The sequence below is a fragment of the Nonomuraea sp. NPDC005730 genome, from assembly GCF_040630865.1.
Taxonomy (GTDB): domain Bacteria; phylum Actinomycetota; class Actinomycetes; order Streptosporangiales; family Streptosporangiaceae; genus Nonomuraea.
Genome location: NZ_JBEXYK010000050.1, coordinates 19,778 through 44,738, shown reverse-complemented (window position 1 = coordinate 44,738; position 24,961 = coordinate 19,778). Strand labels below are relative to the sequence as shown.

Here is a 24,961-nt window from a genome sequence, read left to right as displayed (position 1 = left end):
ATCAGGCATCCGGTATCCCTAGGGGTAAGGGGTGCGGCGTGCTCGAATACTCTAGAAATCAACTGGAAATTCCACAATCCGCGCCTACTGGGCCGGCTACGAGTAATCGCCCTATACCGTATAGGCGCATACCCCACAGCCTGCGGCGAAGCCCCTCATGGAGCGCCTGTTTCCTCTTCGGCTACCGGCCGGGAGGCATCGTCCGGCAGCATTGGAGTCACCATGGAGATCCTCGTTGCTGTCATAGCCCTTGCCGGTGCGCTCCTCGCCGCCGTCGCGACCGGAGCCCTGATCCGCCGGCTGCGCGACGAGCCCGAGGGGTGGTTGATCGCCTGGACCGTTGCAGCTGGAGCCCTGTGCCTGTCGCTGGCCGCGATCGGCGTCGGGTCCGTCCTGGGGTTCGGGCCGGTCACGTTCCGCGTCTACCAGGTGACCGGGTCGCTGCTGGCGCCGCTCTGGCTGGCCGTGGGCCTGGTCCAGCTGCTGTCCGACAAGGTGCCGCCGAGGTTCCTCGCGTGGTTGTTCGGCATCGCGCTCACCGTCGTCTCCGTCGCGATCCTCGTCTTCGACCCGCTCAAGTCCACCGACTTCGGCAAGGCGCTGCCGCCCGGGTCGGCCATGTGGCAGCTCATCCCCGACAAGCTGCTCATCGGCGTGCACGCCATCGACGTGCTCGTCCTGCTGGCGTGCGTGGTGGTGGCCGCGCTCAAGTGGCGCGGCGGCGACGAGTACGACACCGACAACCTCCACGCGGTCCTGGTCATCGCGCCGTCGAGCATCGCCCTGGTGGGGGCCATGCGGTTCGCGGTGCCGCCGCTGTTCACCACCGCGCTGCTCGCGGTGGGCGCGGCGGCGATCTGGTACACCGTGCTGCGCCCGCTGGCGCCGTACGAGGACGACGAGGACGACCTGGAGGCGCCGCACGACGAGGTGGAGCCCCGGCCGGGCCGCAGGGTCGCACCCGAGCCCGTGCCCGTGCCGGCCGCCGAGCCGCCTCCCATGGCGCCCCCGCGCCGCTCGCCCGGCCTGGGCGACCTGGTGGCCGAATACCGGGCGGGCGACCAGCAGGTCGACTACGCCGCCCGGATGGGGGCCGCGCCCGAGTCGGGCCCCGCGACCGGCTACATCATGAACGGCTCCCCGCCCCCGCGCATGGACACCTCCCCGCGCATGGACGCCCAGCCTCCCCGGCCCGAGTACGCGATGCCCGGCACCGGCGTGGTCTACCCGGGCGCCGAGCTGTTCACCCCGCCGCAGCCCCAGCAGGCGGGTGGCAGGCCCTCACCCAGCATCTACGGCCTGCTCACCGTCTTCACGATCATGGACGGCGCCGGCGACGCCTTCGACCGCCTGGCCGAGGCCACCGTCGAGGCCGTGCGCCGCGGCGAGCCCGACACGCTCGTCTACGCCTGCCACGCCGTCAAGTCGGCCCCCCTGCAGCGCATCGTCTACGAGCTCTACCGCGACGAGGTCGCCTACCGCGACCACCAGCGCCAGCCGCACGTCGAGCGTTTCCTCAACGAGCGTCAGGCGATGGTCCTGGCCACCAACGTCATCGAGCTCAACGTCAACGCCGCGAAGGTGGTGCCGCTGCCCACCGTCATGTTCTAGGCGAGGGCGGCGCGCAGGCGGGCCTCGTCGACCCGCCAGAAGTCGTGCTGCACGCCGTCGATCAGCGTGACCGGGATCATCTCCCAGTACTTCTCCCTCAGCTCCTCGGAGGAGTCGATGCTGACCTCCTCCCACGGCACGCCCAGCTCGCCGGCCACCCTGGCGATGACCGCGCGGGCGTCGTCACAGAGGTGGCAGCCGGGTTTGCCGAGCAAGGTGATGCGATGCATGTCCCAACCGTAGCGCCCCTACTTTGTGCATCGGTTCACAAAGGGATTAACCTGAAAGACGGTTCTAATCCGTTCAGCGGTCCCCACCGCCCGTTCCCTGGAGCTCCGGCACGTGAAGAGCCCGTCCCAGTCCCGTGACCGCGGCATCCCCGAGGCGACGGTCGCCAGGCTTCCGTTGTACCTCCGGGCGCTGCACGGGATGGCGGAGCGCGGCATCGCGACCGTGAGCTCGGAGGACCTGGCCGTGGCCGCGGGCGTGAACTCGGCCAAGCTCCGCAAGGACCTCTCGCACCTCGGCTCGTACGGCACCCGCGGCGTAGGCTACGAGGTGGAGTACCTCGTTTACCAGATCTCCCGCGAACTCGGCCTCACCCAGGACTGGGCGGTCGCGATCGTCGGAGTCGGCAACCTCGGCCGCGCCCTGGCGAACTACGGCGGCTTCGTCTCCAGGGGCTTTCGCGTGGCCGCGCTCTTCGACGCCGACCCCGAAGTCGTGGGCGACACCATCGCGGGGTTGAATGTGGAGCACATCGACGAACTGGAAGCCGTCATCAAGCGGCGTGGAGTCTCGATCGTGGTACTGGCGACACCGGCGGCAGCGGCGCAGGAAGTGTGCGATCGTGTTGTCGCCGTGGGCGTGACCAGCATCCTGAACTTCGCCCCAGTCGTCCTCACCGTTCCGGACACCGTCGACGTCCGGAAGGTCGACCTATCAATCGAACTGCAGATTCTCGCGTTCCACGAGCAACGCAAGGCTGGGGGGCCACTCATGGCGGTGGACGGTCAATGAGTGTTCTGGCGATCGGACTCAGCCATCGGACCGCTCCGGTGGCTCTGCTGGAACGCGTCTCGGTGACCGGTGACGCGCTGGTCAAGCTGCTGCACGACGTGCAGCAGGACACCAGCGTCGCGGAGGCCATGGTGATCTCGACCTGCAACAGGGTCGAGATCTACGTCACGGTCGACCGCTTCCACGCCGCGGTCACCTCGATCAGCGGGCTGCTGGCCGTTCACTCCGGGGTGCCGGCCGACGAGCTGACCCCGCATCTCTACGTGCACTACGAGGAGCGGGCCGTCGAGCACCTGTTCTCGATGGTGTGCGGCCTCGACTCCATGGCCGTCGGCGAGGGCCAGATCCTGGGCCAGGTCCGCCAGGCGCTCAAGCTCGCCCAGAAGCACGGCACGGTCGGCGCGACCCTCAACGAGCTGACGCAGCAGGCGCTGCGCGTCGGCAAGCGCGCCCACACCGACACCGGCATCGACCAGGCGGGCCCCTCGCTGGTCTCGGCGGGCCTCGCGCTCGCCGGCGACCTGGCCGGGCGGCGGGCGCTGGTGGTGGGCGCGGGCTCGATGAGCTCGCTGGCCGCCGTCACGCTGCAGCGCGCCGGGGTCACCGACATCGTCGTGGCCAACCGCACGTACGAGCGGGGCGCGCGGCTGGCCGAGTCGGTCGGCGGCCGGGCCGTCGCGTTCGCCGCCGTGCGTGAGGAGCTGGCGGGCGCCGACGTCGTCATCACCTGCACCGGCGCCGGGCGGCACGTCATCACCCCCGACATGCTGACCAGGGGCGTGTTCCTGCTCGACCTGGCGCTGCCGCACGACATCGACCCGGCCGTGCGCGAGGTGCCCGGCGTCACGCTGGTCGACCTGGAGACGATCCAGGAGTCCGGCATCGGCGCGCGCGGCGGCGACGCCGTCGAGTCCGTCCGCGCGCTCGTGGCCGAGGAGCTGAACGCCTACCTCGACGCCGCCCGCGCCGCCCGCGTCACCCCGACCGTGGTGGCGCTGCGCAGCAAGGCGGCGGGCGTGGTGGAGTCCGAGCTGGGCCGCCTGATGATGCGCATGCCCGATCTCGACGACAAGGCCAGGGACGAAGTCGCCATGACCGTGCAGAGGGTCGTTGACAAACTGCTTCACGAGCCGACTGTGCGTGTCAAGCAGCTCGCCGCCGGTCCAGGGGGCGATCATTATGCGGAAGCCCTGCGTGAATTGTTCAATCTCGATCCGAAGATGCCCGCGGCCGTGAGGGAGGTGGAGCTGTGAACCTGCGGTTGGGGACCCGCCGCAGCATGCTGGCGACCACGCAGTCCCAGATGGTGGCCGACGCCCTCACCGGGCGCACGGGGCACCCGGTCGAGCTGGTGGGCGTGACGACCTTCGGTGACGTGACCAAGGCGCACCTGGCGCAGCTCGGCGGCACCGGCGTGTTCGTCAGCGCGTTGCGCGACAAGCTGGTCGAGGGCGAGATCGACTTCGCCGTCCACTCGCTGAAGGACCTGCCGACCAAGCAGGACCCGCGTTTCACGCTGGCCGCGCTCCCCGAGCGCCACGACCACCGCGACGCGCTGGTCGGCTCGCACAAGTTCGCCGACCTGCCCGCCGGGGCCAGGGTCGGCACGGGCTCGCCGCGCCGCGTCGCCATGCTGAGCGCGCTCCGCCCCGACCTGGAGTACGTCCCGATCCGCGGCAACGCCGACACGCGCATCGGCAAGATCGCCGCGGGCGAGCTCGACGCCGTCGTGCTGGCCAGCGCCGGGCTCACCAGGCTCGGCCGTGGCGGCGAGATCGCCCAGATCTTCGAGGTCGAGGAGCTGCTGCCCGCCCCCGGCCAGGGCGCGCTCGCCGTGGAGTGCCTGGCCGCGCGCACCGACCTGATCGAGATCCTGTCCGTGCTCGACGACCCGCGCACGCGCAGCGCGGTGACCGCCGAACGCGCCGTGCTGTCCGCCCTGGAAGCAGGCTGCGCCGCCCCCGTGGGTGCTTTCGCGGCCGATGACGGGCACACTCTGAACCTGACCGCCGTGGTCGTCTCCATCGACGGCCGCGAAGCGGTCCGCAAGTCCGCCGCCGGCTCTCCTTCGGAGGCTGCACAGCTGGGCCGCCTCCTGGCGGCCGAGATGATCGCCGAAGGGGCCGACAGATTGATGGGGGAGCATTCCCATTGAGCTCCGATAGTCCAACCTCCGGTTTCGTCGCCTTCGTGGGGGCGGGTCCCGGTGACCCCAACCTGCTGACGCTCCGCGCCGCCGAACTTCTCGGCAAGGCGGACGCCGTCGTGCTCGACGACGAGCAGTTCGGCCCGCTGCTCAAGCACTGCCGCGAGGGCGTCGAGGTCGCCGAGGGCGACTACGTCCAGCGGGCCAAGGCCGGGCAGCTCGTGGTGCGCCTGTGCGCGGGCGACCCCATGTTGTTCTCCTCGATCGACGACGAGGTCGCGGCCTGCGTGGCGGCGGAGGTGGACTTCGAGATCGTGCCCGGCGTGCCGCCCGCGACCGCGGTGCTCACCTACGCCGGCATCCCCGCCGCCACGGCCGTGCCCGAGTTCCGCGTCGTCGACGCCGCTCAGGAGCAGGACTGGTCGTCCCACGCCGCCACCCGCGGCACGCTGGTGATCTACAACGGCATCACCGAGGCCGTCGCCATCGGCAAGGCGCTGATCGCCGGCGGCAAGCCCGACACCACGCCGGTCGCCGTCAGCAGCGGCGGCACCACCACCGAGCAGTACACCGTCGTGTCCTCGCTCGGCCGGCTGCAGGCCGACCTCAAGCACGCCGGCTTCACCGAGCCCGCGCTGATCGTGGTCGGCGAGGCCGTGGGGCAGCGCGAGCGGCTGTCGTGGTTCGAGACCAAGCCGCTGTTCGGGTGGCGGGTGCTGGTGCCGCGTACGAAGGAGCAGTCCCGCAGCCTGTCCGAGCAGCTCGTGGCCTACGGCGCGGTGCCCGAGGAGGTGCCGACCATCTCGGTCGAGCCGCCGCGCACGCCGCAGCAGATGGACCGCGCCATCAAGGGCCTGGTCACCGGCCGCTACGAGTGGGTGGCCTTCACCAGCGCCAACGCCGTCAAGGCGGTACGCGAGAAGTTCGAGGAGTACGGGCTCGACGCGCGGGCCTTCGCCGGGCTCAAGGTGGCCGCCGTGGGCGAGGCCACCTCGCGGGCCCTGGTCGAGTTCGGAGTCAAGCCCGACCTGCTGCCCTCGGGTGAGCAGTCCTCCGAAGGGCTCGTGGCCGAGTGGCCGCCCTACGACTCGATGCTCGACCCGATCAACCGGGTGCTGCTGCCCCGGGCCGACATCTCGACCGACACGCTGGTGGCCGGGCTCACCGAGCTGGGCTGGGAGTGCGACGACGTGACGGCGTACCGGACGGTGCGCGCCGCGCCGCCGCCCGCGCCCATCCGCGAGGCGATCAAGGGCGGCGGCTTCGACGCCGTGCTGTTCACCTCGTCCTCGACCGTGCGCAACCTGGTCGGCATCGCGGGCAAGCCGCACAACGTCACCGTGATCGCGGTGATCGGGCCGCAGACGGCCAAGACGGCCGAGGAGTTCGGGCTCCGGGTCGACGTCATGTCCGACAAGCCATCCGCATCAGCCCTGGCCGCAGCGCTGGCCGAGTTCGGTGCCAAGCAGCGCCAGGCGGCCGTGGCCGCGGGTGACAGCCCGCGCAGGCCCTCCCAGAACCGCCGTGGCGCCAGGAGGAGAGCCAAGTGAGCGCCCAGTTCCCCATCGCGCGTCCCCGGCGTCTGCGCCGCAGCCAGGCGCTGCGCCGGATGGTCTCGGGCACGCGGCTGCACGCCGCGGACCTGATCCTGCCGATGTTCGTCAAGGAGGGCATCGACGCGCCGCAGCCGGTGTCGTCCATGCCGGGCGTGTTCCAGCACACCCGCGACTCGCTGCGCAAGGCCGCGCACGACGCGGCCGAGGCGGGCGTGGGCGGCCTGATCCTGTTCGGCATCCCCGCGGTCAAGGACGCGACCGGGTCGGCCGCCGACGACCCCGACGGCATCCTCCAGGTCGCGCTGCGCGAGGTGACCGCCGAGGTCGGCGACGCCCTCGTGGTCATGGCCGACACCTGCCTCGACGAGTTCACCGACCACGGCCACTGCGGGATCCTGACCCCGTCCGGCGAGGTGGACAACGACGCCACGCTTGAGCGGTACGCCTCCATCGCGCTGGCCCAGGCCGCCGCCGGCTCCCAGATGATCGCGCCGAGCGGCATGATGGACGGCCAGGTCGGCGCCATCCGCGCCGCGCTCGACGGGGGCGGCCACGCCGACGTCCCGATCCTGTCCTACTCCGTCAAGTACGCCTCCGCCTTCTTCGGCCCGTTCCGCGAGGCCGCCGAGTGCGCGCCGCAGTTCGGCGACCGCAGCACCCACCAGCAGGACCCGGCCGGTCCGCTGGAGGAGGCGCTGCGCGAGGTCAGGCTCGACCTGGCGGAGGGCGCCGACGCCGTCATGGTCAAGCCGGCGCTGGCCTACCTCGACGTCATCACCCGGGTGCGCGACGCGGTCGACGTGCCGGTGGCGGCCTACCAGGTGAGCGGCGAGTACGCGATGGTCGAGGCGGCGGCGGCCAACGGCTGGATCGACCGCGACCGGACGATCATGGAGTCGCTGGTCGCCATCAAGCGCGCCGGCGCCGACATGATCCTCACGTACTGGGCGACGGAAGTGGCGCGACGGCTCTAACCAAGGGGTTTCCCGTCAACTCCTGAGGCGTGTGCGTTAGAGTGCGATGACAAGTGCTGGTGTGTCCCGCGGTGTGCGAACGGCCCGGAGCCGGGACCTCCTCAGGCGCTGACTCGACGGGAGACACCATGGTGGGGGTACCACTGGCTCGGCGTACCAGAAAGCGGTCGCGCCCGACACGCATCGATTCCGTGCTGGAGTACGCGTCCCTGGGCTGGCCCGTCGTGCCGGGTGCCTTTCCGCTGCGTCACGGTCCACGCGCGTGTTCGTGCGACCGCGTCGGCTGTCCCGATCCCGGCGCCCATCCGCTCTCGCCCGCCTGGCACATGCAGGCCACGACGGACACGGCGCTGCTGACCCGCTGGTGGGAGAGCGAGCCGGAGGCCAACGTGATCCTGCCCACAGGGCGCGTGTTCGACGTGTTCGACGTACCGCTCGCCTCCGGCCTGTCGGCCCTCACCAGGATCGACGCCGCCGAAGCCCACCCAGGCCCGGTCGCCGCTCAAGGCGACCGGGTCTTGTTTTATGTGGCCACCCGCGGCAACCCCGAGGACGAGGACGAGTGGTGGTCCTGCCAGCTCGACTGCGACCCGGCCACCATCGACGACACGCCGGGCCTGCGCTGGCACTGCCGCGACAGCTACGTGGTCGCGCCGCCCTCCACGCTGCCCTCTGGCCAGCCGGTCTCCTGGCTCCGCCCCCCGGACGGCCGTCCGCTGCCCGACCCGCTGCGCATCCTGGAATGGCTCGCCGACTGAGCACGCCCCGCGGCGGGGGCACGGACCTGCGGGACTAACCTGGGTCGGGTGAGCCGTACACAGAACTCCGAAGGTCTTTTCACCCGCGCCAGGGAAGTGGTGCCCGGCGGTGTCAACTCGCCCGTGCGCGCGTTCGGCGCGGTGGGCGGCACGCCGCGTTTCATGGCCTCGGGCCAGGGTCCGTACATCACCGACGTCGACGGCAACCGCTACGTCGACCTGGTCTGCTCCTGGGGCCCGATGATCCTCGGCCACCGGCATCCCGCGGTCGTCGAGGCCGTCTCCGGCGCGATCGCCCACGGTTTCTCCTACGGCACCGCCACGCCGGGCGAGGTCGAGCTGGCCGAGGAGATCGTCTCCAGGATGGCGCCGGTCGAGAAGGTGCGCCTGGTCAGCTCCGGCACCGAGGCGACGATGAGCGCGGTGCGCCTGGCGCGCGGCTTCACCGGGCGGTCCAAGGTGATCAAGTTCGCCGGCTGCTACCACGGGCACGTCGACGCCCTGCTGGCCTCGGCCGGGTCGGGAGTGGTGACGTTCGGGCTGCCGGACACCCCCGGGGTGACCGGGGCGTCGGCGGCCGACACGATCGTGCTGCCGTACAACGACATCCAGGCGGTGGCGGAGGCCTTCGCGGCCGCCGAGGTGGCCTGCGTGATCACCGAGGCGTGCCCGGCGAACATGGGCGTCGTCCCGCCGCGCGACGGGTTCAACGCCCGGCTGCGCGAGCTGTGCACGGCCAACGGCGCGCTGCTCATCGTCGACGAGGTGCTGACCGGCTTCCGCGTCTCGTCCGCCGGCTGGTACGGCCTCGACCCGGTCGACGCCGACCTGATGACGTTCGGCAAGGTCATGGGCGGCGGCCTGCCCGCGGCGGCGTTCGGCGGCCGGGCCGACGTGATGGCCTTCCTGGCTCCGGAGGGCCCGGTCTACCAGGCGGGCACGCTGTCCGGCAATCCGCTGGCGTGCGCCGCCGGCCTGGCCACCCTGCGCGCCCTCGACGCCGACGCCTACGCGCGCATCGACGCCGCCGCGCTCGCGGTGGGCGACGCGGCGGCCGAGGCGCTGGCGAAGGCGGGCGTGCCCCACCGGTTGCAGCGTGCCGGCAGCCTGTTCTCGATCTTCTTCGCCGAGGGCGAGGTGAGCGACTTCGACCAGGCCAGGGCCCAGAACACGGCGGCCTTCACCGCGTTCTTCCACGCGATGCTCGACCAGGGCGTCTACCTGCCGCCGTCGGCGTACGAGGCGTGGTTCCTGTCGGCCTCGCACGACGACGAGGCGCTCAACCGGATCGCCGAGGCCCTGCCGGCAGCGGCGCAGGCGGCCGCGGCGGTTCTGTAGCCCGGCGCGGCCTGGTGCCGGCGTACAGCACGCCGGCGACGATGAGGGCCGCGGCCAGGAGTTCGGTCCAGGAGAGGGGCTCGCCGGCCACCAGCGCGGCCGACGACATGCCGAACACCGGCACCAGCAGCGTGTACGGCGCCACGGTCGAGGCGTCGTACCGGCGTAGCAGCCAGCCCCACACGCCGAATCCGCCGAGCGTCGAGACGAAGGCCACGTAGGCCAGCGACAACCAGCCCTCGGCGGGGGCGGTCAGCACGGGCGGCCCCTCGACCAGCAGCGACAGCAGCAGGAGGGGCGGCGCCGAGAAGGCGCTCACCCAGACCATGAACCGCAGCGAGTCCGGCGGCGCGGCCCTGCGCTGCACCACGTTGCCGAGCCCCCAGGCCGCGGCGGCGGCCACGCACAGGGCGAAGGCGCCCAGCGGGCCGGACACCCCGAAGTCGAACGCGACCAGGGCCAGGCCGCCGAAGGCGACCGCCAGGCCGAGGACGCGGCGGGCGGTGAGCCGCTCGCCGAGCAGCGTCACCGCGAACAGCACGGTGAACAACGCCTGCATCTGCAGGACGAGAGAGGTCAGCCCGGCCGGCATGCCCGCTCGCATGCCCACCAGCAACAGGCCGAACTGACCCACTCCGAGAGTGGCCGCCACCCCGGCGACCCAGCGCCACGGGACTCCCGGCCGCCCCGCGAGCAGCAGGGCGGGGAACGCCGCCAGGGTGAACCTGATCCCCGCGTACAGCAGGGGAGGGAAGTGCTTCAGGCCGACCTGCATGACGACGAAGTTGAAGCCCCACACGGCCGCGAGGCCGACGGCGAGGGCGAGGTGGCGGGGGCTCACGCAGAGCGGGTCTTCTGGTACCGGTTGCGCTGCTCGCGAGCCTGCTCGGCGAGGACCTTCAGGTACGAGGTGGAACGGGTCTCGGGCTTCCTGCTCTTAATGATTCGCATGCATATATTTTCATCTGCTTCAGATACAAGGACAAGCGAGACTTTCTACGCTAAACCCTTTAGTCTGGCTTACATGTTGGACCTGAACCGGCTCAAGGCACTTCACGCCGTGCACGTGTACGGGTCGGTCGGCGCGGCGGCCGACGCGCTCATGGTCACGCCGTCGGCCGTCAGCCAGCAGATCGCCAAGCTGGAGCGGGAGACGGGCGCCCGGCTCATGGAGCGCAGCGGCCGGGGCGTGCGGCTGACCGACGCCGCCGGCCTGCTCGCCGAGCACGCCGAGCGCATCCTGGCCCTGGTCGAGACCGCGGAGGCGGACTTCGAGGCGCTGCGCGGCGAGGTCGTCGGCCGGCTCGGCATCGCCGCCTTCGCCACCGCGACCCGCGGCCTGATGCCGGGCGCGCTCGTCCAGCTCAAGCGGCACCACCCCGACCTGCACGTGCAGCTCTACGAGCGTGAGCCCGAGCGGGTGCTGCGCGAGGTGGCCAGGGGCGAGCTGGACCTGGGCGTGATGCAGGACTGGCTCAACCGGCCCATCGCCATGCCCGAGGGCCTGTCCAGGGCCACGCTGCTCGACGACGTGGCCGACGTCGCCATCCCCGCCGACCATCCGCTGGCCGGGCGCAGGGAGGTGGGGCTGGCCGAGCTGCACGGCGAGCGGTGGATCAGCTCCTCGCCCGGCACGGTCTGCCACGACTGGCTGGTCTTCACGCTGCGCAACGCCTCGCTGGAGCCGGAGATCGCGTGCATGGCCGACGAGTACCCCACCCAGCTCGCGCTGGTCGCCGCCGGGCTCGGCTGCGCGATCGTGCCGCGCCTGGGCCGCGACTGCGTGCCCGACGGCGTGCGGCTGGTTCCGATCATGCCGCGGCAGACGCGCCGCATCTACGCGGTGTGGCGCACCGACGCGGCCCGCCGTCCCGCGATCAGGGCCACGGTCGAGGCCCTGATCAGCGTCAGCCGCGAGCAGGAGAACGCCTGGGCGGTCAGCTGAGCGCGATCGCCACCACGCCGCCGAGGATCACGCCGGCCGCCAGCAGCCGCCGCCGCAGGTCGCCCTCGGCCAGCAGCCGCCCGCCGAGCAGCACCGCGATCAGCACGCTCACCTCGCGCGCCGGCGCCACCACGCTGACCGGCGCCACCGTGAACGCGATCAGGACCAGCAGGTACGACAGGAAGATCAGGAACGCCGCCCCCACGATCCGCGACCGGTGCTCCCGCCACACGGGCCCGACCAGCCGCCGCCTGCCCCCAGCGACGAACGGCGTGAGCGCCAGCGCCCGCCCGACCTCCCCGAGGTAGTTGAGCATGATCGGCGCCACCGCGAACGCGCTGACCACCTGCGAGTCCCACACCGTGTACCCGGCGATGAACAGCCCCACGACCAGCCCCGACACCAGCCCCCGCAGGTCGCCCCGCCCGGCCGCGCCGCCGCTCATCATGAACACCCCGACCCCGACGAGCACGATCCCGGCCACGCCGGCCGGCGCCGGGTGCTCGCCCAGGAACAACACGGCGACCAGGCTGGCCAGCATCGGCCCCGTCCCGCGGGCGACGGGGTAGACCAGCGACAGGTCGCCGGCGCCGTAGCCGCGCTGGAGCAGCACGAAGTACCCCAGGTGCAGGGCCGTGCTGCCGCAGATCACCGCCAGGTCGCCCCACGACAGCCGGGCGCCCGTGACCAGCAGGAACCCGGCGAACAGCGGGCTCCACACCACCGTGGCCACGACCCCGACCAGCCAGAGGAAGACGATGCCGTCGGCCTGGGACGCCTTCTTGCTCAGCAGGTTCCAGGTGGCGTGCGCGACGGCGGCGACGAGAATGAGGACCAGCGCCCAAGGGCTCATCCGGGCGACTCCTTCCAGGGGTGACGGAGAGGAGCCTCCAGGCTTTTGTCCCGTCAGCTGTACGGCCCGGCGGGCCGCGGCGCCGCTCGGACCTGTCTTCCGGCCCTGGTTGTGTGACGGGGGAGGCGGACCGGACGCGGAACCCTAGGCGCAGTCGTCCCGACCATACCCCCGCGCGAAATGCCGGACCAGGTAGCCCCTGACTATGACCGGCATCGAAACGGATAGGCTGTGGCACACCATGGCTGAAACCACCGTCGTCCACCTTTTGCGCCACGGTGAGGTGCACAATCCCGGCGGCATCCTGTACGGCAGGCTGCCCGGCTACCACCTGTCCGACACCGGCAGGCTCATGGCCGAGACGGTCGCCAAGGCCGTCGGCGGCCGCGACATCGTCGCCGTCCACAGCTCGCCGCTCGAACGCGCGCTGGAGACCGCGGCCCCGCTCGCCGACAAGCTCGGCCTCGACGTGACCAAGGACGACCGCCTGCTCGAAGCGGCGAACATGCTGCAGGGCCGGCCGGTCGGCCAGGGGTTGGCCATCCTCCGCAACCCGCGCAACTACCGCTATTTCTGGAACCCGCTGCGCCCGTCGTGGGGCGAGGCGTACCCGGCGATCGTGGCGCGCATGAAGTCGGCCGTCGACGACGCCAGGGCGGCCGCCCGCGGGCACGAGGCCGTGCTGGTCAGCCACCAGCTCCCGATCTGGACGATCAGGATGGCCGCGGAGGGCCGCCGGCTCTGGCACGACCCGCGCCGCAGGCAGTGCGCGCTGGCCAGCCTCACCACCTTCACCTTCGAGGGCGACCGCCTGGTCAGCGTCGGCTACAGCGAGCCGGCCGGGTCGCTCAGTTCGGGGCCGTCGATACCAGGGGCCTGATGTCCGGGCCATGTGTCCCCGCCGGTAGAGTTGCAAGCTCTACCGGTTGTAGTACAAGGAGATCATCCTCCGTGCGCGCGACGTCCATCTCCCTCGTTCTCCTGGCCGCGCTGGCCGCGGGCTGCGCGGCAAACCAGAGCGGGCAGCCCCAGGTGGGCGACACCCGGTTCGTCGCGGGCGACGGCAAGATGCAGGTCTTCGACGCCGCCGACCGCAAGGCGGCCCCGCCGGTCGAGGGCCCCACGCTCGACGGCGGCACGGCCTCGCTGGCCGCCCACAAGGGCAAGGTCGTAGTGATCAACTTCTGGGCCTCGTGGTGCGGCCCGTGCCGGGCCGAGGCGCCGGTGCTCAAGGAGGTCGCCGCCAAGACCAAGGGCGACGTGCAGTTCATCGGCATCGACTTCAAGGACCGCCAGGCCGACGCCATCGCCTTCGAGCGCACCGAGCAGACCGGCTACTCCCACATCTTCGACCAGCCCGGCAAGGTCGCGCTGTCCTTCCAGGGCACCGTGCCGCCCGCGGCGATCCCGTCCACGCTGGTCATCGACAAGCAGGGCCGCATCGCGGCCAGGGCGCTCGGGGCGGTCAAGTACACCGACCTGATGAACACGGTGACCAAGGTGCGCGATGAGTGACGTCGTCGCCTCGGGCTCGCTGCTGCTCGCGGTGCCGATCGCGCTGCTGGCCGGGGTGGTGTCGTTCCTGTCGCCGTGCGTGCTGCCGCTGGTGCCGGGCTATCTGTCGTACGTGACGGGCATGAGCGCCGACCCCAAGCGGGGGCGGCTGGTGCTCGGCACGGTGCTGTTCGTGGCCGGGTTCGCGCTGGTGTTCGTGCTCAGCGGCGCGCTGTTCGGCGGGCTCGGCTCGATGATGCTGGGCAACGCCCAGGTCATCACGCGGGTGCTCGGCGTCCTGACGATCCTGCTCGGGCTGGCCTTCCTCGGCGTGCTGCCCGGCCTGATGCGCGACGTGCGCATCCACAAGCTGCCGGCCGCGGGCCTGGCCGGCGCGCCGCTGCTCGGCGTGGTGTTCGGCCTCGGCTGGACGCCGTGCATCGGCCCCACGCTGGCCGTCGTGCTCACGCTCGGGCTCAACGAGGGCAGCGCCTCGCGCGGCGCGCTGCTGGCCGTGGCCTACGCGCTGGGCCTGGGGCTGCCGTTCGTGGCCGCCGCCCTGGCCTACAGCAAGGCCCTGCGCACGTTCCAGGCCGTGCGCAGGCACACCCGGCTGATCACCAGGATCGGCGGGGGCATGATGGTGGCCGTCGGGCTGCTGCTCGTCACCGGACTGTGGGGTGCGATGATCGCGGCCATGCAGGGGCTCATCGGCGCGTTCGAGCCGGTGCTCTGATGAGCGTCGACGAGCTGGTGCGCGAGGAGCGCGAGCCGCGGCAGACCAGGCTCGGGCCGGCCGGCTGGCTCCGGTGGGGCTGGCGCACCCTCACCTCGATGAAGACCGCGCTGATCCTGCTCTTCCTGCTGGCGCTCGGCTCGATCCCGGGGTCGCTGGTGCCCCAGCGCAGCGTCGAACCCGACAAGGTGGCCCAGCTCTACCAGCAGAACCCCACCCTGGCCGAGTGGTACGACCGGTTCCAGCTCTTCGAGGTGTTCACCTCGGTCTGGTTCGCCGCCGTCTACCTGCTGCTGTTCACCTCGCTCGTCGGCTGCATCATCCCGCGCACCGCCACCTACCTGCGCGAGCTGCTCCGCAAGCCGCCCGCCGCGCCCAAGAACCTGTCCCGGCTGCCGCACTCCGACTCCTTCGAGGGCGACCTGACCGTGGAGGAGGCCGCCGGGCGGCTGCGCAGGCTGCGCTTCCGCGTCGTCACCGGCGACGGCTGGGTGGCCGCCGAGAAGGGCTACCTGCGCGAGACCGGCAACCTGTTCTTCCACGTCGCGCTGATCGGCATCCTGCTCGCGATCGGCTTCGGCTCCCTGTACGGCTACCGCGGCAACGTCCTGGTCGTCGAGGGCGACGGCTTCGCCAACACCGTGGCCGCCTACGACAGGTTCATCCCCGGCAGCCGGGTCTCGGCCGAGTCGCTCCAGCCGTTCTCGTTCGAGCTGACCGACTTCAAGGCCACCTACCAGGTCGAGGGCGACAAGAAGGGCCAGGAGCTCGACTACTCCGCCTACCTGAAGGTGCACGACGAGCCCGGCGCGCCCGCCCGCGACTACGAGCTCAAGGTCAACGACCCGCTCGAGGTCGACGGGACGCAGACGTACCTGATCGGCCACGGCTACGCGCCCGTCTTCAAGGTGACCGACGGCAAGGGCCAGGTCGCCTACGAAGGGCCCGTGGCCTGCCTGATCGACCAGAAGGCCACGCTGACCTCGTCGTGCGTCGTCAAGGCGCCCGACGCGCAGCCGTCCCAGCTGGGGTTCCTGCTGCGCTTCCTGCCCACCAGCGTGCCGCTGACCGACGGCAACTACGCCTCGGCCTTCCCCGGCGAGCTCCAGCCGCAGGTGCAGCTCCTCGGCGGTTACGTGGGCGACCTCGGCATGCGATCGGGCAAGCCCCAGTCGGTCTACAAGATCCTGCCGGACGAGCTCGACGGCAAGGTCGTCCCCGTGGTGCGGGGGTCGTTCGCGACCAAGCCGCTGTCGGTGGGGGAGTCGGCGGAGCTGCCCGGCGGGGCGGGGAAGCTGGAGTTCACCGGCGTCAAGGAGTGGATCACGCTCCAGACCGCCTACGACCCCGGGCGCGTGCCTGCGCTGATCGCCGCGGCCGTCGCGGTCGTGGCCATCGCGCTGTCGTTGATGATCCGCCGCCGGCGCGTCTGGGTGCGGGTCAGGGAAGGGCGGGTCGACGTGGGCGGCCTGACCCGTACCGAGGGCTCCGCGGCGGGCTTCGCCGAGGAGTTCGCCGAGATCGTCAAGGCTCTATCAGCAGGAGAACAGCATGTCCGCTGAGCAAATGGCCGGGCTGAGCGACAATTTCGTCGTCGCCGCCGTCCTGCTCTACATCATCGCCATGGTGGGCTTCGCGATGGAGCTGGCCTTCGGGAGATCCGTCCTGGGCAAGGTCGCCGTGAAGCGGGCCGCCCGGCAGCCCGTCACGGTCGGCGCCCCCTCGGAAGGCGACGCCGCGCCCGAGGCCGAGGCGGCCGTCGCCGATCCCGCGCCCGTCATGGCGGGCGGGGCCAGGGCCGGACGGGTCGCGCTCGTGCTGGCCTGGATCGGCTGGGCCGCCAACCTCGGCGCCATCATCACCCGCGGCCTGGCGGTCGACCGGTGGCCGTGGGGCAACATGTACGAGTTCGTGGTGGCCATCTGCTTCGCCGCCGTGACCGCGTTCCTGTTCACCCAGGTCCGCCAGAACGTGCGGTTCCTGGGCGCGTTCGTCATGATCGCCGCCACGCTCGGGCTCGGGTTCGCGGTCAAGGTGCTCTACACGGCGGCCGGGCCCGTGGTGCCGGCGCTGAACTCGTACTGGATCGCGATCCACGTCAGCGCGGCGATCCTGGCCAGCGGGCTGTTCACGCTGGCGGGCGTGGCGGGGGTGCTGTTCCTGGTGCGCGGGGAGGGGCTGTCACGCCTGCCCAGCCGCGACGACCTGGAGCGGGTGGCCCACCGCGCGATCGTGCTGGCCTTCCCGCTGTGGACGTTCGCCGTCATCGCCGGCGCGCTCTGGGCCGACCGCGCCTGGGGCCGCTACTGGGGCTGGGACCCCAAGGAGGTCTGGTCGTTCATCACCTGGGTGGCGTACGCGGCCTACCTGCACGCCAGGGTGACGGCCGGCTGGCGGGGCAGGGCGGCCATGATCGTGCAGCTGCTGGCGTTCGGGTGCCTGCTGTTCAACCTGGTCGGCGTCAACATCTTCATCTCCGGCCTGCACAGCTACGCCGACGTCAGCGGTTAGTCCTCGCCGCGCATCCGCCGGTCGAGATCTCTCAGGAAGTCGGGGTCGTCGTCCGGGCCCTTCGGCGCGCCCGGGCCCGGCGGCACCGGCCACGGGTCGCGCTCGGCCTTCGGCCGCCCGCGCAGCATCCAGATCACACCGCCGAGCAACGGGACCAGCACGACGATGAGGACCCACAGCGCCTTTGGTACGTTCCTGACCTCTTCCTCGGGTGCGGTGATGACGTCGAAGAGCGAGAAGAGCCAGAAGGCCAGCAACGCCAGGCCGATCAGAACACCTGCCATGCCCGAACTGTAAGCCATCCGCGACGTGATCGTGTCGGACGATGTCCCGTTTCGGATGACTCGGGAAGATCGGCGTCGTACCGTGGAACCCGGTTCGCCATGGACGCGGCGTGAAGGGGTGCGATGGCCTTTTCTCACGACAAGGGCCGACATCGGCGCGGCCGTTGGTGGCGCCGCGGGTCGTACCTGTTCGCGCGGCGTGACGAGGCTCCTCCGGACGCGGACCGTTCCTTCTGGTCCCGGCGGAGGGACAACCGCCCGGAGCCCCCGAGAGAGCAGCTCAAGGGCGCGGAGCGGCGCAGGGAGCAGCAGCCGGAACGGTTCGCCCGTCCCGGCGGCCCCCAGCGGCGCGAGGTGACCTGGGACGGCCTCTCGCTGCGCGAGCGCGGTGAACGCCTGCCCGCCGCCGTCGCCGAACGCCCCCGCTACACCTGGTACGACTTCGAGCTCGACGACACGCCGCCGAGGGCCCAGCCCAACAGGCCGGAGGCCCCCTCCATCGGCGACGGCCTGCGCCACTGCGGCAAGCTGGAGAAGATCCTCCACCGCCAGTGGGACGCCCGGCACGGCCCGCCCTCCAAGGACGCCGTGCGCGCCGTGGAGAGCCTGGCCCGGCTGCCCGACCGGCTGAAGGAGCTGCTGGCCGCCGGCCTGGAAGGCATCTACGTCGGCCCCGGCGGCGTCCCCGACCTCGACGACATGGGGTACTTACGCGGTGCGCCGCTCCCGTCCGGCCGGGCCACCTGGGACATCTGCGCCGGCGCGTACGGCGACCGCAAGATCGTGGTGGGCGACCGTCCCTCACCCACGCCGGACGTGATGATGCACGAGGTCGGCCACGCCATCGACGACCTGGACTCGTTCCACGGCGAATGGGTGTCCGACTCGCCGGAGTTCCTCCGGCTCTACGAGAACGCCTTCCCCAAGCTGGCCTCGACCTTCCACCGCCAGGGCAACGGCCTGGGCCGCAAGGAGTTCTTCGCCGACGCCTTCGCCGCCATCGCCGCCCGCCAGCGCCCGGCCCTGGTCGACATGCTCGGCGGCGACACACGGATGGCGCTCGACGTCATGCTCTTCTTCAACCGGCGCTACGGAATCTAGGTGATCAGCCATGTACGTCATCCGGCTCGCTGACGGGACCCTGCGCGTGCCGCAGAGCCTGACCAGCGAAGACGGGCGTCTGATCGGCAACGCGTACGTGGACGTGCAGCCCGGCGATCCCGACTACGACAAGTGGCTGCCCGAGTCGCTGACCGAGGAGGAGGCGGCCGAGCGCCGCAGTCGCTGGGAAGAGGAGAACGACGACCTCGAACGCGAGTTCCTGGCCTTCAAGGCCAGCCAGGAGGACGCCTGAGAAGGACAGGCGCCAGCCACGGTCGGCGGTTGGCGCCGCCCCGTGCCTGCCCTCGGGAAGTGTGGCCCGCAGGCACGCTCGTTCACGGCCTCACGACGTGAGACGGATTGAGGTCCCGCCAGCGGTGATCCTGGCGGATCTCAGGATCACCGACTAGACGGAACGTCAGACGCGCGGGGACTCACCTGCTGGCCTGTCGGCCGTGAGAACGTCCTCGCCTCGAAGAAGGGCGTGCACTTCCGACTCGCGGAAGCGCCGGTGCCCTCCGGGGGTGCGGATACTGCTGATGCGGCCTGCCGCAGCCCAGCGCGTAACCGTCTTTGGGTCTACCCGGAAGAGGGCGGCAACCTCTCCTGGGGTCAGCAGACGCTCGCTGCTACTCTCCACCAATCTCTCCCCCTCGCATCCCGCTTCCTGCCAGCGGGCGGACAGGTAACCAGTGTGTCGAGCGAAGCCTGATTTATCCGTGGTTTTCGACAAAGATCACGGGTTGTTATCAGCTGACTGCCCGATTGTTATATGATAGAGCCTCTTTGGGGCTCTCGTGGGTGTTTCTTTACGAAACACCCTTACTGGGAACAGTAGCAGCGCTCGCGTCCGATGCGAAGAGCGACCGCTACGCAGGGACGAGTAACCTCGAACCTGTGCATCCCGTTCTCGTTTACACCGCGTCGCGGATCGCCCTGTTTGTCGTGACCCTGGGTGTTCTGTACCTCGTCGGCCTGCAAAACCCGCTGTTCCTGCTCGCAGCCGCTTTCGTGATCAGCGGCATAGCCAGCTACGTGCTGCTGTCGAGGCAGCGTGACGCCGTCAGCGCACGCCTCAGCGGCCGGATCGACCGGCCTGAGCCGCAGGACGACTAGGGCAGGGGGAACATGCCAATCCGGGCATGGTACTCCCGTCCGAGTCGCGTTGTGTCACTACCGACTAGTAGGCCGGTCTTGTGCGCCAGAAATGCCTTCACGCCGATGCCCCGCTCCCGGCCGGGATTCCAGGCGAGCGCCTTTCCCGTACGCGGATGAATGGCGCCGATGCCCTCGCGGGGCACCGCTCCAGGGCCGGCCGAGTCGCGGCCCTGCGGGTTGTCCAGCCAGCGCTGGTGGCCGCCGACATAGACGGCTGAGCCGGTCACCGCCACCGCGTAGAGCGAGTCGCCGCCGGTGGCGTTCGTCCAGGTCGGTCTGACGTCTGGGCCTGCGGCGTACGTCTCGAACCGGGCGGCCGTGTCGCACATGCGGCCCTTCGGGCCTCCGGTCGTGACGACCACGAAGGAGCGGCCGTCGGGGGCGAAGTCCAGGCCGCGCACGTAGGACGGGAACGCCTCCGCGCAGCGCTGCGCGTAGACCTCTGTGCGCCAGTCGGCGACCCTGGCCACGGGCCCGCCGACGTCGATCAGCCCGAGCTGCGGCCGGGACCTCCCGCCGAGCGTGGTGAACGAGCCGTCGACCGCCAGCCGGCCGCCCGACAGGGCGAGGGCCTGGACCTTCACCCGGGGCGTCAGCGGTTCGCCCGGCGTGACGGCGAAGCCGGGGTCGGCCACGCCCGTCGCGGCGTCGAGCCCGGCGAGGGCGACGCGCGGCCGGACGAAGTCGCCGCCCACGTAGAGCCTGGAGCCGTTCCTGGCCAGGGTCGTGACCATGCCCCCCTCGATCCGGGGCATGAAGCCGTCGACGAGCTGCCCGTCGGCGACGCTGATCCGGGCGAGCGCGCGGGCGCCGATGTTGTTGACGCCGGGGAAGGCGCCGCCCACGTAGACCGTGCCGTGGTCGCCGGCGGCCAGCCCGTAGACCGGCCCGGCGACGGACGGCGCGAAGCCGCGCAGGATGCGGCCGGTCGCCAGGTCGTAGGCGAACAGGTTGGCCCGGCGCAGCGTGTACGTGCGCCCGGCGTCGCTGACCTCGCTGAACGAGCCGCCGACGACGACGGTGCCACCGACCAGCGCGATGGCGTTGACGATGCCGTCGAGGACATGGGGGGTGTTGTCGACCGGGTCGGCCGAGACCACGCGGGGGTGCGCGACGGGGGCCGAGGCGATGATCGCCGCAAGGGCGACACGGGCAAGCATTCACCAACAACTAGCAGACGTTGGGTAGCGGTGCCGTTACTTTGCGTCAATTGCCGCAAGAGCCTGGCTCGCCGCCGGCCCGGTGGTGGCTGGTCAAAGGCCGTAACGCCCGGCGAATACCGCACAGGCCGCGTGAGTACTCTTGTCCGCATGACGCGCGCTCAGTTGGACAAGCAGCCGGACGAGGTCGCCGCGATGTTCGATCGCACCGCCCGGCGCTACGACCTGGTCAACGACGTGGCCTCGCTGTGGCAGGTCAGGCTCTGGCGCAAGGCCGTGGCCGCCGCCGTCGACGCGGGGCCCGGCGAGCTCGTGCTCGACCTGGGAGCGGGCACCGGCACCTCCACCGACAGCTTCACCAGCCTGGGCGCCCGCGCGGTGGCCTCCGACTTCTCCCTCGGCATGTTGCGCACGGGCGTGCAGCGGCACGGCGGCAACTCGCTGAGCGGGCCCGGCATCCCCTTCGTGGCCGGCGACGCGATGCGGCTGCCGTTCGCGGACGACGCCTTCGACGCGGTGACGATCTCGGTGGCGCTGCGCAACGTGCACGACACCTCGCAGGCGCTGCGCGAGATGCTCCGCGTGACCAGGCCGGGCGGTCGGCTGGTGATCCTGGAGTTCTCGCACGTCACGTTCGGGCCGTTCGACCTGGTCTACCGCGAATACCTGATGAGGGCCCTGCCCAAGGTGGCCAAGGTGTTCGGCTCCAACGACGACTCCTACGAGTACCTGGCCGAGTCCATCAGGGACTGGCCCGACCAGTGGGCGCTGGCCCGGACGATCAGCGACGCCGGCTGGGAGCGGGTCGCCTGGCGCAACCTGACGATGGGCATCGTCGCCGTCCACCGGGGGTTCAAGCCCGCCTGAGCCGCGGGCGGGCGGTCCGCGAAAGTTCCTGGAATCATCTTCCGCCTTTCCGCCCGATTTCGGCTTTGCGGGCCCCCCTGAGGATGTGTCGGAGGGAGACCCGTGCAATTCCCGCTGGGATGACGACCGGGACTCTTTCCAGGACGAAACCAGGTCTTCCCGGCGAGGATTGCATCGCACTTTGCGGGCATATCTCCTCGATTTCTCGGAAGGAGCCCCGGGTGATCGGAGAAATCAATCCGACACTCCGCCGCCGGAAGCTCGCCGCCGAGCTGTGCCGGTCACGCGAGGACGCGGGGCTCGACGGCGCGGCGACCTGCTGCTCGCGCCGGCCCGCACCGACGGCGTCAAGGGCTGGTGGGAGTCCTGCTCCGACGTCGTGACCGAGCCGGTGCCTGAGCTGTTCGGCCTGGAGGACGGCGCCGGCCGGATCGGGACGTGGCACACCTTCTCCCTTCCCGGCCTGCTGCAGACCCGCGAGTACGCCACCCGGATCGGCCTGCTACACCGGGCCGTCGAGCTGGCGCCGCCGAGCAGGGTCGAACGCAGGATCCGGGCCAGGATGCGCCGCCGGCCCAGCCGCCATGGATGAGGAGGAATCGCGCGAATTCATCGCGTCGTTGGCAGATCAATTGTAACGACATGGTTATCGTGGCGTGTCTTGCAGGCCCGGCCGATCTTCTGTTGGCTACCGTCATTGGTCCAGACCAATGAGACTCGGGAGGTAGTCCGTCCGATGAGCGGCCCCACTGTCTCGCCGGGCGGATGGCGCAAGAGCAGTCTCGGCGCGGCCGCCGGCGAGTGCGTCGAGTTCGCCCGGAGCACGACCGGCGAAGTGTCGTTGCGTGACTCGAAAGACCCCTCGGGTCCGGTCCTGACCTTCACACCCGGAGAGTGGCGGGCGTTCGTCGGCGGAGTGCGTAACGCCGAGTTCGAAGTCTGACGTTCCCGTGCCCGGCCCTTCGTTGACGACGGAGGGCCTTCTTGTGTCCGGGATCCGTACCCCGACTGCCACTATGTACAGGAAAAGCAGTAGACTGCGGGCCGACAAGTTTGTGAAGGGGTTCACAAAGGAACGAAGGCGCAAGACCCCGAGGCCTTCGATCGTGTAGGACAGGACAGGACAGTCCAGTGACCGTGCCACCAGCCATACAGGCTGACGCCGACGTCATCGTCGTCGGCGCCGGTCCCGCCGGTTCCGCAACCGCCTTTTACCTCGCTCAGGCCGGTCTCGACGTGCTGCTCCTGGAGAAGACCAGGTTCCCCCGCGAGAAGGTCTGCGGCGACGGCCTGACGCCACGTGCCGTCAAGCAGTTGCTCAACATGGGCGTCGACATCGACGCGCCCGGCTGGATCAGGAACAAGGGCCTGCGCGTCGTCGGCGGCGGCCACCGCTTCGAGCTCGACTGGCCGCAGTTGGAGCGCTTCCCCGACTTCGGGCTGGTCCGCACCCGCAAGGACTTCGACCAGATCGTCGCGGCCAACGCGGTCAAGAACGGCGTGCGCCTCATGGAGGGCGTCACCGTGACCGGGCCGGTGCTCGACGACCGCAGCGGGCACATCGTCGGCGTGCGCACCAAGGACGGCGCGACGTACCGCAGCCGGGTGGTCGTGGCGGCCGACGGCAACAGCACCCGCCTGGCGATCGGCATGGGCCTGCACAAGCGGGAGGACCGGCCCATGGGCGTGGCCGTCCGCACCTACTTCGAGAGCCCCCGCCACGACGACGACTACCTGGAGACCTGGCTGGAGCTGTGGGACGGCGACACCCTGCTGCCCGGCTACGGCTGGGTGTTCGGGGTCGGCGACGGCACCGCCAACGTCGGGCTCGGGCTGCTCAACACCAGCGCCCAGTTCGGCAACATCGACTACCGCGACCTGTTGAAGCGCTGGTGCAAGGCCATGCCGGCCGACTGGGGCTTCACCGAGGAGAACATGACGGCCCCCATCCGCGGCGCCGCTCTCCCGATGGCCTTCAACAGGCAGCCCCACTACACGCGGGGTCTTATCCTCGTGGGTGACTCCGGCGGGTCCATCAACCCGTTCAACGGCGAGGGCATCGCCTACGCCATGGAGACCGGCGAGATCGCCGCCGAGATCATCGCGAAGGCCCTCAAGGACACCACTCCCGCACAGCGCGAGCGGATCCTGAGGACCTACCCCCAGGTGATGAAGGACGCCTACGGCGGCTACTTCACGCTAGGGAGGTTGTTCGTCGAGGCGATTGGGAAGCCGGGTGTGATGAGCTTCGGGACCAGGCACGGCCTGCCACACCCGAGGCTGATGCGCTTCGCGCTCAAACTCCTTGGTAATCTCACCGACCGGCGAGGCGATGCGTCCGACATGATCATCAACGCACTCTCGAAGGTCGCCCCACCAGCATGATTCCCACGACAGACACATCAAGCTGCGCGCCCGCGCGCGCGGCGACTCCAGAGGAGGCGTAGCGATGGACCTTTACGTGCCCATCCTGGTGCTCGCCGTTCTCGCGGGGGGCTTCGCGATCTTCTCGGTCGCCATCGCTCCCTTCACCGGTCCCAAGCGCTGGAACCGCGCCAAGCTTGACGCCTATGAATGCGGCATCGAGCCGACGCCCCAGCCGGTCGGTGGCGGACGGTTCCCGCTCAAATACATGATCACCGCGATGCTCTTCATCGTGTTCGACATCGAGATCATCTTCCTCTACCCGTGGGCGGTCTCCTTCGCGCCGCTGAAGAACGACGCGGGCGACACCATCGCGTCCGGCCTCGGGCTGTTCGCGCTGGTCGAGATGCTGCTGTTCATCGTCACCGTGCTCGTCGCCTACGCGTACGTGTGGCGCCGCAAGGGTCTGGACTGGGACTGAAAATGGGACTTGAAGAGAAACTCCCCAGCGGGTTCATCCTCAGCACGGTCGAAGCCGCCGCAGGATGGGCTCGGAAGAGCTCGGTATGGCCGGCCACGTTCGGCCTCGCATGTTGCGCCATCGAGCTGATGGCCACCGGTGGCCCCCACTACGACCTGGCGCGCTTCGGCATGGAGCGCGCTTCGGCGTCTCCCCGCCAGGCCGACCTCATGATCGTCGCCGGGCGCGTGTCGCAGAAGATGGCGCCCGTCCTGCGGCAGATCTACGACCAGATGGCCGAGCCCAAGTGGGTCATCGCCATGGGCGTGTGCGCCTCCAGCGGCGGCATGTTCAACAACTACGCCATCGTGCAGGGCGTCGACCACGTCGTGCCGGTCGACATCTACCTGCCCGGCTGCCCGCCGCGGCCGGAGATGCTGATCGACGCGATCGTGAAGCTGCACGACAAGATCCAGAACATGAAGTTCGGCGCTCACCGCGCCAAGCAGATCGAGGACCTCGAACTGCGGGCGCTGCGCACGCTGCCGCTGATCGACCAGGGGGCCGGAAAGTGACCTCGCCCGACCACCTTCCCGGAAGCCCGGAGGGCGGGGAGGCCCCCGAG

The 24,961-nt window shown here is 70.6% G+C and carries 29 protein-coding genes; 23 read left to right on the top strand and 6 right to left on the bottom strand.

Annotation, left to right across the window (positions count from 1 at the left end):
- Nucleotides 1-222: 222 nt before the first annotated feature.
- Complete coding sequence (locus ABZ444_RS37820; RefSeq protein WP_358007905.1) at nucleotides 223-1,611, top strand: antibiotic biosynthesis monooxygenase; 1,389 nt, start codon at nucleotides 223-225, stop codon at nucleotides 1,609-1,611.
- Here ABZ444_RS37820 and ABZ444_RS37815 read toward each other — a convergent pair.
- Entirely contained in the window at nucleotides 1,608-1,841 is a 234-nt protein-coding gene (locus tag ABZ444_RS37815) for a glutaredoxin family protein (RefSeq protein WP_352322537.1), read from the bottom strand. The two genes, ABZ444_RS37820 and ABZ444_RS37815, sit on opposite strands and share 4 nt — an antisense overlap.
- Nucleotides 1,842-1,953: 112 nt before the next feature.
- Between ABZ444_RS37815 and ABZ444_RS37810 the strand changes: the two genes are divergently transcribed.
- The 7 genes from ABZ444_RS37810 (at nucleotide 1,954) to hemL (ending at nucleotide 9,403) form a co-directional block, all read left to right on the top strand.
- Nucleotides 1,954-2,631: a redox-sensing transcriptional repressor Rex gene (locus tag ABZ444_RS37810; RefSeq protein WP_357966294.1), complete on the top strand. Its 678-nt coding sequence runs from the start codon at nucleotides 1,954-1,956 to the stop codon at nucleotides 2,629-2,631.
- The gene (locus ABZ444_RS37805; RefSeq protein WP_358007902.1) at nucleotides 2,628-3,884 is read left to right on the top strand and encodes a glutamyl-tRNA reductase; all 1,257 of its coding nucleotides are present in this window, start codon (nucleotides 2,628-2,630) and stop codon (nucleotides 3,882-3,884) included. Before ABZ444_RS37810 ends, ABZ444_RS37805 begins: the two co-directional genes overlap by 4 nt.
- Complete coding sequence (gene hemC, locus ABZ444_RS37800) at nucleotides 3,881-4,786, top strand: hydroxymethylbilane synthase (RefSeq protein WP_358007899.1); 906 nt, start codon at nucleotides 3,881-3,883, stop codon at nucleotides 4,784-4,786. Before ABZ444_RS37805 ends, hemC begins: the two co-directional genes overlap by 4 nt.
- A gap of 35 nt (nucleotides 4,787-4,821) precedes the next feature.
- Nucleotides 4,822-6,327 carry a bifunctional uroporphyrinogen-III C-methyltransferase/uroporphyrinogen-III synthase gene (locus ABZ444_RS37795; protein WP_358007896.1) on the top strand — a complete coding sequence of 502 codons (1,506 nt, stop codon included), beginning with the start codon at nucleotides 4,822-4,824 and terminating at the stop codon, nucleotides 6,325-6,327.
- Nucleotides 6,324-7,307 carry a porphobilinogen synthase gene (gene hemB / locus ABZ444_RS37790; RefSeq protein WP_358007893.1) on the top strand — a complete coding sequence of 328 codons (984 nt, stop codon included), beginning with the start codon at nucleotides 6,324-6,326 and terminating at the stop codon, nucleotides 7,305-7,307. Before ABZ444_RS37795 ends, hemB begins: the two co-directional genes overlap by 4 nt.
- A 128-nt stretch (nucleotides 7,308-7,435) precedes the next feature.
- The gene (locus ABZ444_RS37785; protein WP_358007890.1) at nucleotides 7,436-8,065 is read left to right on the top strand and encodes a bifunctional DNA primase/polymerase; all 630 of its coding nucleotides are present in this window, start codon (nucleotides 7,436-7,438) and stop codon (nucleotides 8,063-8,065) included.
- Nucleotides 8,066-8,113: 48 nt separating this feature from the next.
- The gene (gene hemL, locus ABZ444_RS37780; protein ID WP_358007887.1) at nucleotides 8,114-9,403 is read left to right on the top strand and encodes a glutamate-1-semialdehyde 2,1-aminomutase; all 1,290 of its coding nucleotides are present in this window, start codon (nucleotides 8,114-8,116) and stop codon (nucleotides 9,401-9,403) included.
- Here hemL and ABZ444_RS37775 read toward each other — a convergent pair.
- Nucleotides 9,345-10,244 carry an EamA family transporter gene (locus ABZ444_RS37775; RefSeq protein ID WP_358007884.1) on the bottom strand — a complete coding sequence of 300 codons (900 nt, stop codon included), beginning with the start codon at nucleotides 10,242-10,244 and terminating at the stop codon, nucleotides 9,345-9,347. The genes hemL and ABZ444_RS37775 overlap by 59 nt on opposite strands.
- A 183-nt stretch (nucleotides 10,245-10,427) precedes the next feature.
- On the opposite strand from ABZ444_RS37775, the gene ABZ444_RS37770 reads away from it, so the two are divergent.
- Entirely contained in the window at nucleotides 10,428-11,348 is a 921-nt protein-coding gene (locus tag ABZ444_RS37770) for a LysR family transcriptional regulator (protein ID WP_358007881.1), read from the top strand.
- Here the strand turns inward: ABZ444_RS37770 and ABZ444_RS37765 are convergent.
- Nucleotides 11,341-12,201 carry a DMT family transporter gene (locus ABZ444_RS37765; protein ID WP_358007878.1) on the bottom strand — a complete coding sequence of 287 codons (861 nt, stop codon included), beginning with the start codon at nucleotides 12,199-12,201 and terminating at the stop codon, nucleotides 11,341-11,343. The two genes, ABZ444_RS37770 and ABZ444_RS37765, sit on opposite strands and share 8 nt — an antisense overlap.
- A 241-nt stretch (nucleotides 12,202-12,442) precedes the next feature.
- On the opposite strand from ABZ444_RS37765, the gene ABZ444_RS37760 reads away from it, so the two are divergent.
- The 5 genes from ABZ444_RS37760 (at nucleotide 12,443) to ccsA (ending at nucleotide 16,942) form a co-directional block, all read left to right on the top strand.
- Nucleotides 12,443-13,081 (top strand): histidine phosphatase family protein, encoded by a 639-nt coding sequence (locus tag ABZ444_RS37760; RefSeq protein ID WP_357966317.1) that lies wholly within the window; start codon nucleotides 12,443-12,445, stop codon nucleotides 13,079-13,081.
- 71 nt (nucleotides 13,082-13,152) lie between these two features.
- A complete protein-coding gene (locus ABZ444_RS37755; RefSeq protein WP_358007875.1) occupies nucleotides 13,153-13,716 on the top strand; it encodes a TlpA disulfide reductase family protein in 564 nt (187 codons plus the stop codon).
- Nucleotides 13,709-14,431 (top strand): cytochrome c biogenesis protein CcdA, encoded by a 723-nt coding sequence (locus tag ABZ444_RS37750; RefSeq protein ID WP_358007872.1) that lies wholly within the window; start codon nucleotides 13,709-13,711, stop codon nucleotides 14,429-14,431. Before ABZ444_RS37755 ends, ABZ444_RS37750 begins: the two co-directional genes overlap by 8 nt.
- Nucleotides 14,431-15,993, top strand: coding sequence for a cytochrome c biogenesis protein ResB (locus tag ABZ444_RS37745; RefSeq protein ID WP_358007869.1), 1,563 nt, complete (start codon nucleotides 14,431-14,433; stop codon nucleotides 15,991-15,993). The genes ABZ444_RS37750 and ABZ444_RS37745 overlap by 1 nt, the downstream gene beginning before the upstream one ends.
- Entirely contained in the window at nucleotides 15,983-16,942 is a 960-nt protein-coding gene (ccsA, locus tag ABZ444_RS37740) for a cytochrome c biogenesis protein CcsA (RefSeq protein ID WP_358007866.1), read from the top strand. The genes ABZ444_RS37745 and ccsA overlap by 11 nt, the downstream gene beginning before the upstream one ends.
- On the opposite strand, the gene ABZ444_RS37735 is transcribed toward ccsA, so the two are convergent.
- On the bottom strand, nucleotides 16,939-17,226 hold the full coding sequence (locus tag ABZ444_RS37735) for a PLDc N-terminal domain-containing protein (RefSeq protein ID WP_357966328.1): 288 nt from the start codon (nucleotides 17,224-17,226) through the stop codon (nucleotides 16,939-16,941). The genes ccsA and ABZ444_RS37735 overlap by 4 nt on opposite strands.
- Before the next feature lie 123 nt (nucleotides 17,227-17,349).
- On the opposite strand from ABZ444_RS37735, the gene ABZ444_RS37730 reads away from it, so the two are divergent.
- Nucleotides 17,350-18,327: a hypothetical protein gene (locus ABZ444_RS37730; protein ID WP_358007863.1), complete on the top strand. Its 978-nt coding sequence runs from the start codon at nucleotides 17,350-17,352 to the stop codon at nucleotides 18,325-18,327.
- A gap of 10 nt (nucleotides 18,328-18,337) precedes the next feature.
- Nucleotides 18,338-18,580, top strand: a complete 243-nt coding sequence (locus ABZ444_RS37725; protein WP_357966334.1) for a hypothetical protein — start codon at nucleotides 18,338-18,340, stop codon at nucleotides 18,578-18,580.
- A gap of 165 nt (nucleotides 18,581-18,745) precedes the next feature.
- Here ABZ444_RS37725 and ABZ444_RS37720 read toward each other — a convergent pair whose 3' ends face one another.
- Nucleotides 18,746-18,967, bottom strand: a complete 222-nt coding sequence (locus tag ABZ444_RS37720; protein ID WP_026214226.1) for a BldC family transcriptional regulator — start codon at nucleotides 18,965-18,967, stop codon at nucleotides 18,746-18,748.
- Between the two features lie 257 nt (nucleotides 18,968-19,224).
- Between ABZ444_RS37720 and ABZ444_RS37715 the strand changes: the two genes are divergently transcribed.
- Nucleotides 19,225-19,443: a DUF4229 domain-containing protein gene (locus ABZ444_RS37715; RefSeq protein ID WP_358007860.1), complete on the top strand. Its 219-nt coding sequence runs from the start codon at nucleotides 19,225-19,227 to the stop codon at nucleotides 19,441-19,443.
- On the opposite strand, the gene ABZ444_RS37710 is transcribed toward ABZ444_RS37715, so the two are convergent.
- The gene (locus tag ABZ444_RS37710) at nucleotides 19,440-20,645 is read right to left on the bottom strand and encodes a hypothetical protein (protein ID WP_358007857.1); all 1,206 of its coding nucleotides are present in this window, start codon (nucleotides 20,643-20,645) and stop codon (nucleotides 19,440-19,442) included. The genes ABZ444_RS37715 and ABZ444_RS37710 overlap by 4 nt on opposite strands.
- A 150-nt stretch (nucleotides 20,646-20,795) precedes the next feature.
- Between ABZ444_RS37710 and ABZ444_RS37705 the strand changes: the two genes are divergently transcribed.
- The 6 genes from ABZ444_RS37705 to ABZ444_RS37680 all read left to right on the top strand — a co-directional run bounded on the left by ABZ444_RS37705 (nucleotide 20,796) and on the right by ABZ444_RS37680 (nucleotide 24,911).
- A complete protein-coding gene (locus ABZ444_RS37705) occupies nucleotides 20,796-21,512 on the top strand; it encodes a demethylmenaquinone methyltransferase (RefSeq protein WP_358007854.1) in 717 nt (238 codons plus the stop codon).
- A gap of 274 nt (nucleotides 21,513-21,786) precedes the next feature.
- On the top strand, nucleotides 21,787-22,104 hold the full coding sequence (locus tag ABZ444_RS37700; protein WP_358007851.1) for a Scr1 family TA system antitoxin-like transcriptional regulator: 318 nt from the start codon (nucleotides 21,787-21,789) through the stop codon (nucleotides 22,102-22,104).
- Between the two features lie 144 nt (nucleotides 22,105-22,248).
- On the top strand, nucleotides 22,249-22,455 hold the full coding sequence (locus ABZ444_RS37695) for a DUF397 domain-containing protein (RefSeq protein ID WP_358007848.1): 207 nt from the start codon (nucleotides 22,249-22,251) through the stop codon (nucleotides 22,453-22,455).
- Between the two features lie 188 nt (nucleotides 22,456-22,643).
- Nucleotides 22,644-23,897, top strand: a complete 1,254-nt coding sequence (locus ABZ444_RS37690; RefSeq protein ID WP_357966345.1) for a geranylgeranyl reductase family protein — start codon at nucleotides 22,644-22,646, stop codon at nucleotides 23,895-23,897.
- Between the two features lie 64 nt (nucleotides 23,898-23,961).
- Nucleotides 23,962-24,357 carry an NADH-quinone oxidoreductase subunit A gene (locus ABZ444_RS37685; protein WP_125643844.1) on the top strand — a complete coding sequence of 132 codons (396 nt, stop codon included), beginning with the start codon at nucleotides 23,962-23,964 and terminating at the stop codon, nucleotides 24,355-24,357.
- 2 nt (nucleotides 24,358-24,359) lie between these two features.
- Nucleotides 24,360-24,911, top strand: coding sequence for an NADH-quinone oxidoreductase subunit B family protein (locus ABZ444_RS37680; protein ID WP_352322512.1), 552 nt, complete (start codon nucleotides 24,360-24,362; stop codon nucleotides 24,909-24,911).
- The last annotated feature ends 50 nt before the right edge of the window (nucleotides 24,912-24,961 follow it).

What these genes read in the sequence shown, in the direction of transcription:
- ABZ444_RS37730 (WP_358007863.1), top strand. Translation starts at nt 17,350, where the DNA reads ATGGCCTTTTCTCACGACAAGGGCCGACATCGGCGCGGCCGTTGGTGG.
- ABZ444_RS37815 (WP_352322537.1), bottom strand. Translation starts at nt 1,841, where the DNA reads ATGCATCGCATCACCTTGCTCGGCAAACCCGGCTGCCACCTCTGTGAC.
- ABZ444_RS37760 (WP_357966317.1), top strand. Translation starts at nt 12,443, where the DNA reads ATGGCTGAAACCACCGTCGTCCACCTTTTGCGCCACGGTGAGGTGCAC.
- ABZ444_RS37710 (WP_358007857.1), bottom strand. Translation starts at nt 20,645, where the DNA reads ATGCTTGCCCGTGTCGCCCTTGCGGCGATCATCGCCTCGGCCCCCGTC.
- ABZ444_RS37705 (WP_358007854.1), top strand. Translation starts at nt 20,796, where the DNA reads ATGACGCGCGCTCAGTTGGACAAGCAGCCGGACGAGGTCGCCGCGATG.
- ABZ444_RS37695 (WP_358007848.1), top strand. Translation starts at nt 22,249, where the DNA reads ATGAGCGGCCCCACTGTCTCGCCGGGCGGATGGCGCAAGAGCAGTCTC.
- ABZ444_RS37750 (WP_358007872.1), top strand. Translation starts at nt 13,709, where the DNA reads ATGAGTGACGTCGTCGCCTCGGGCTCGCTGCTGCTCGCGGTGCCGATC.
- ABZ444_RS37770 (WP_358007881.1), top strand. Translation starts at nt 10,428, where the DNA reads ATGTTGGACCTGAACCGGCTCAAGGCACTTCACGCCGTGCACGTGTAC.
- ABZ444_RS37680 (WP_352322512.1), top strand. Translation starts at nt 24,360, where the DNA reads ATGGGACTTGAAGAGAAACTCCCCAGCGGGTTCATCCTCAGCACGGTC.
- ABZ444_RS37745 (WP_358007869.1), top strand. Translation starts at nt 14,431, where the DNA reads ATGAGCGTCGACGAGCTGGTGCGCGAGGAGCGCGAGCCGCGGCAGACC.
- ABZ444_RS37805 (WP_358007902.1), top strand. Translation starts at nt 2,628, where the DNA reads ATGAGTGTTCTGGCGATCGGACTCAGCCATCGGACCGCTCCGGTGGCT.
- ABZ444_RS37735 (WP_357966328.1), bottom strand. Translation starts at nt 17,226, where the DNA reads ATGGCAGGTGTTCTGATCGGCCTGGCGTTGCTGGCCTTCTGGCTCTTC.
- ABZ444_RS37725 (WP_357966334.1), top strand. Translation starts at nt 18,338, where the DNA reads ATGTACGTCATCCGGCTCGCTGACGGGACCCTGCGCGTGCCGCAGAGC.
- ABZ444_RS37785 (WP_358007890.1), top strand. Translation starts at nt 7,436, where the DNA reads ATGGTGGGGGTACCACTGGCTCGGCGTACCAGAAAGCGGTCGCGCCCG.
- ccsA (WP_358007866.1), top strand. Translation starts at nt 15,983, where the DNA reads ATGTCCGCTGAGCAAATGGCCGGGCTGAGCGACAATTTCGTCGTCGCC.
- ABZ444_RS37765 (WP_358007878.1), bottom strand. Translation starts at nt 12,201, where the DNA reads ATGAGCCCTTGGGCGCTGGTCCTCATTCTCGTCGCCGCCGTCGCGCAC.
- ABZ444_RS37685 (WP_125643844.1), top strand. Translation starts at nt 23,962, where the DNA reads ATGGACCTTTACGTGCCCATCCTGGTGCTCGCCGTTCTCGCGGGGGGC.
- ABZ444_RS37820 (WP_358007905.1), top strand. Translation starts at nt 223, where the DNA reads ATGGAGATCCTCGTTGCTGTCATAGCCCTTGCCGGTGCGCTCCTCGCC.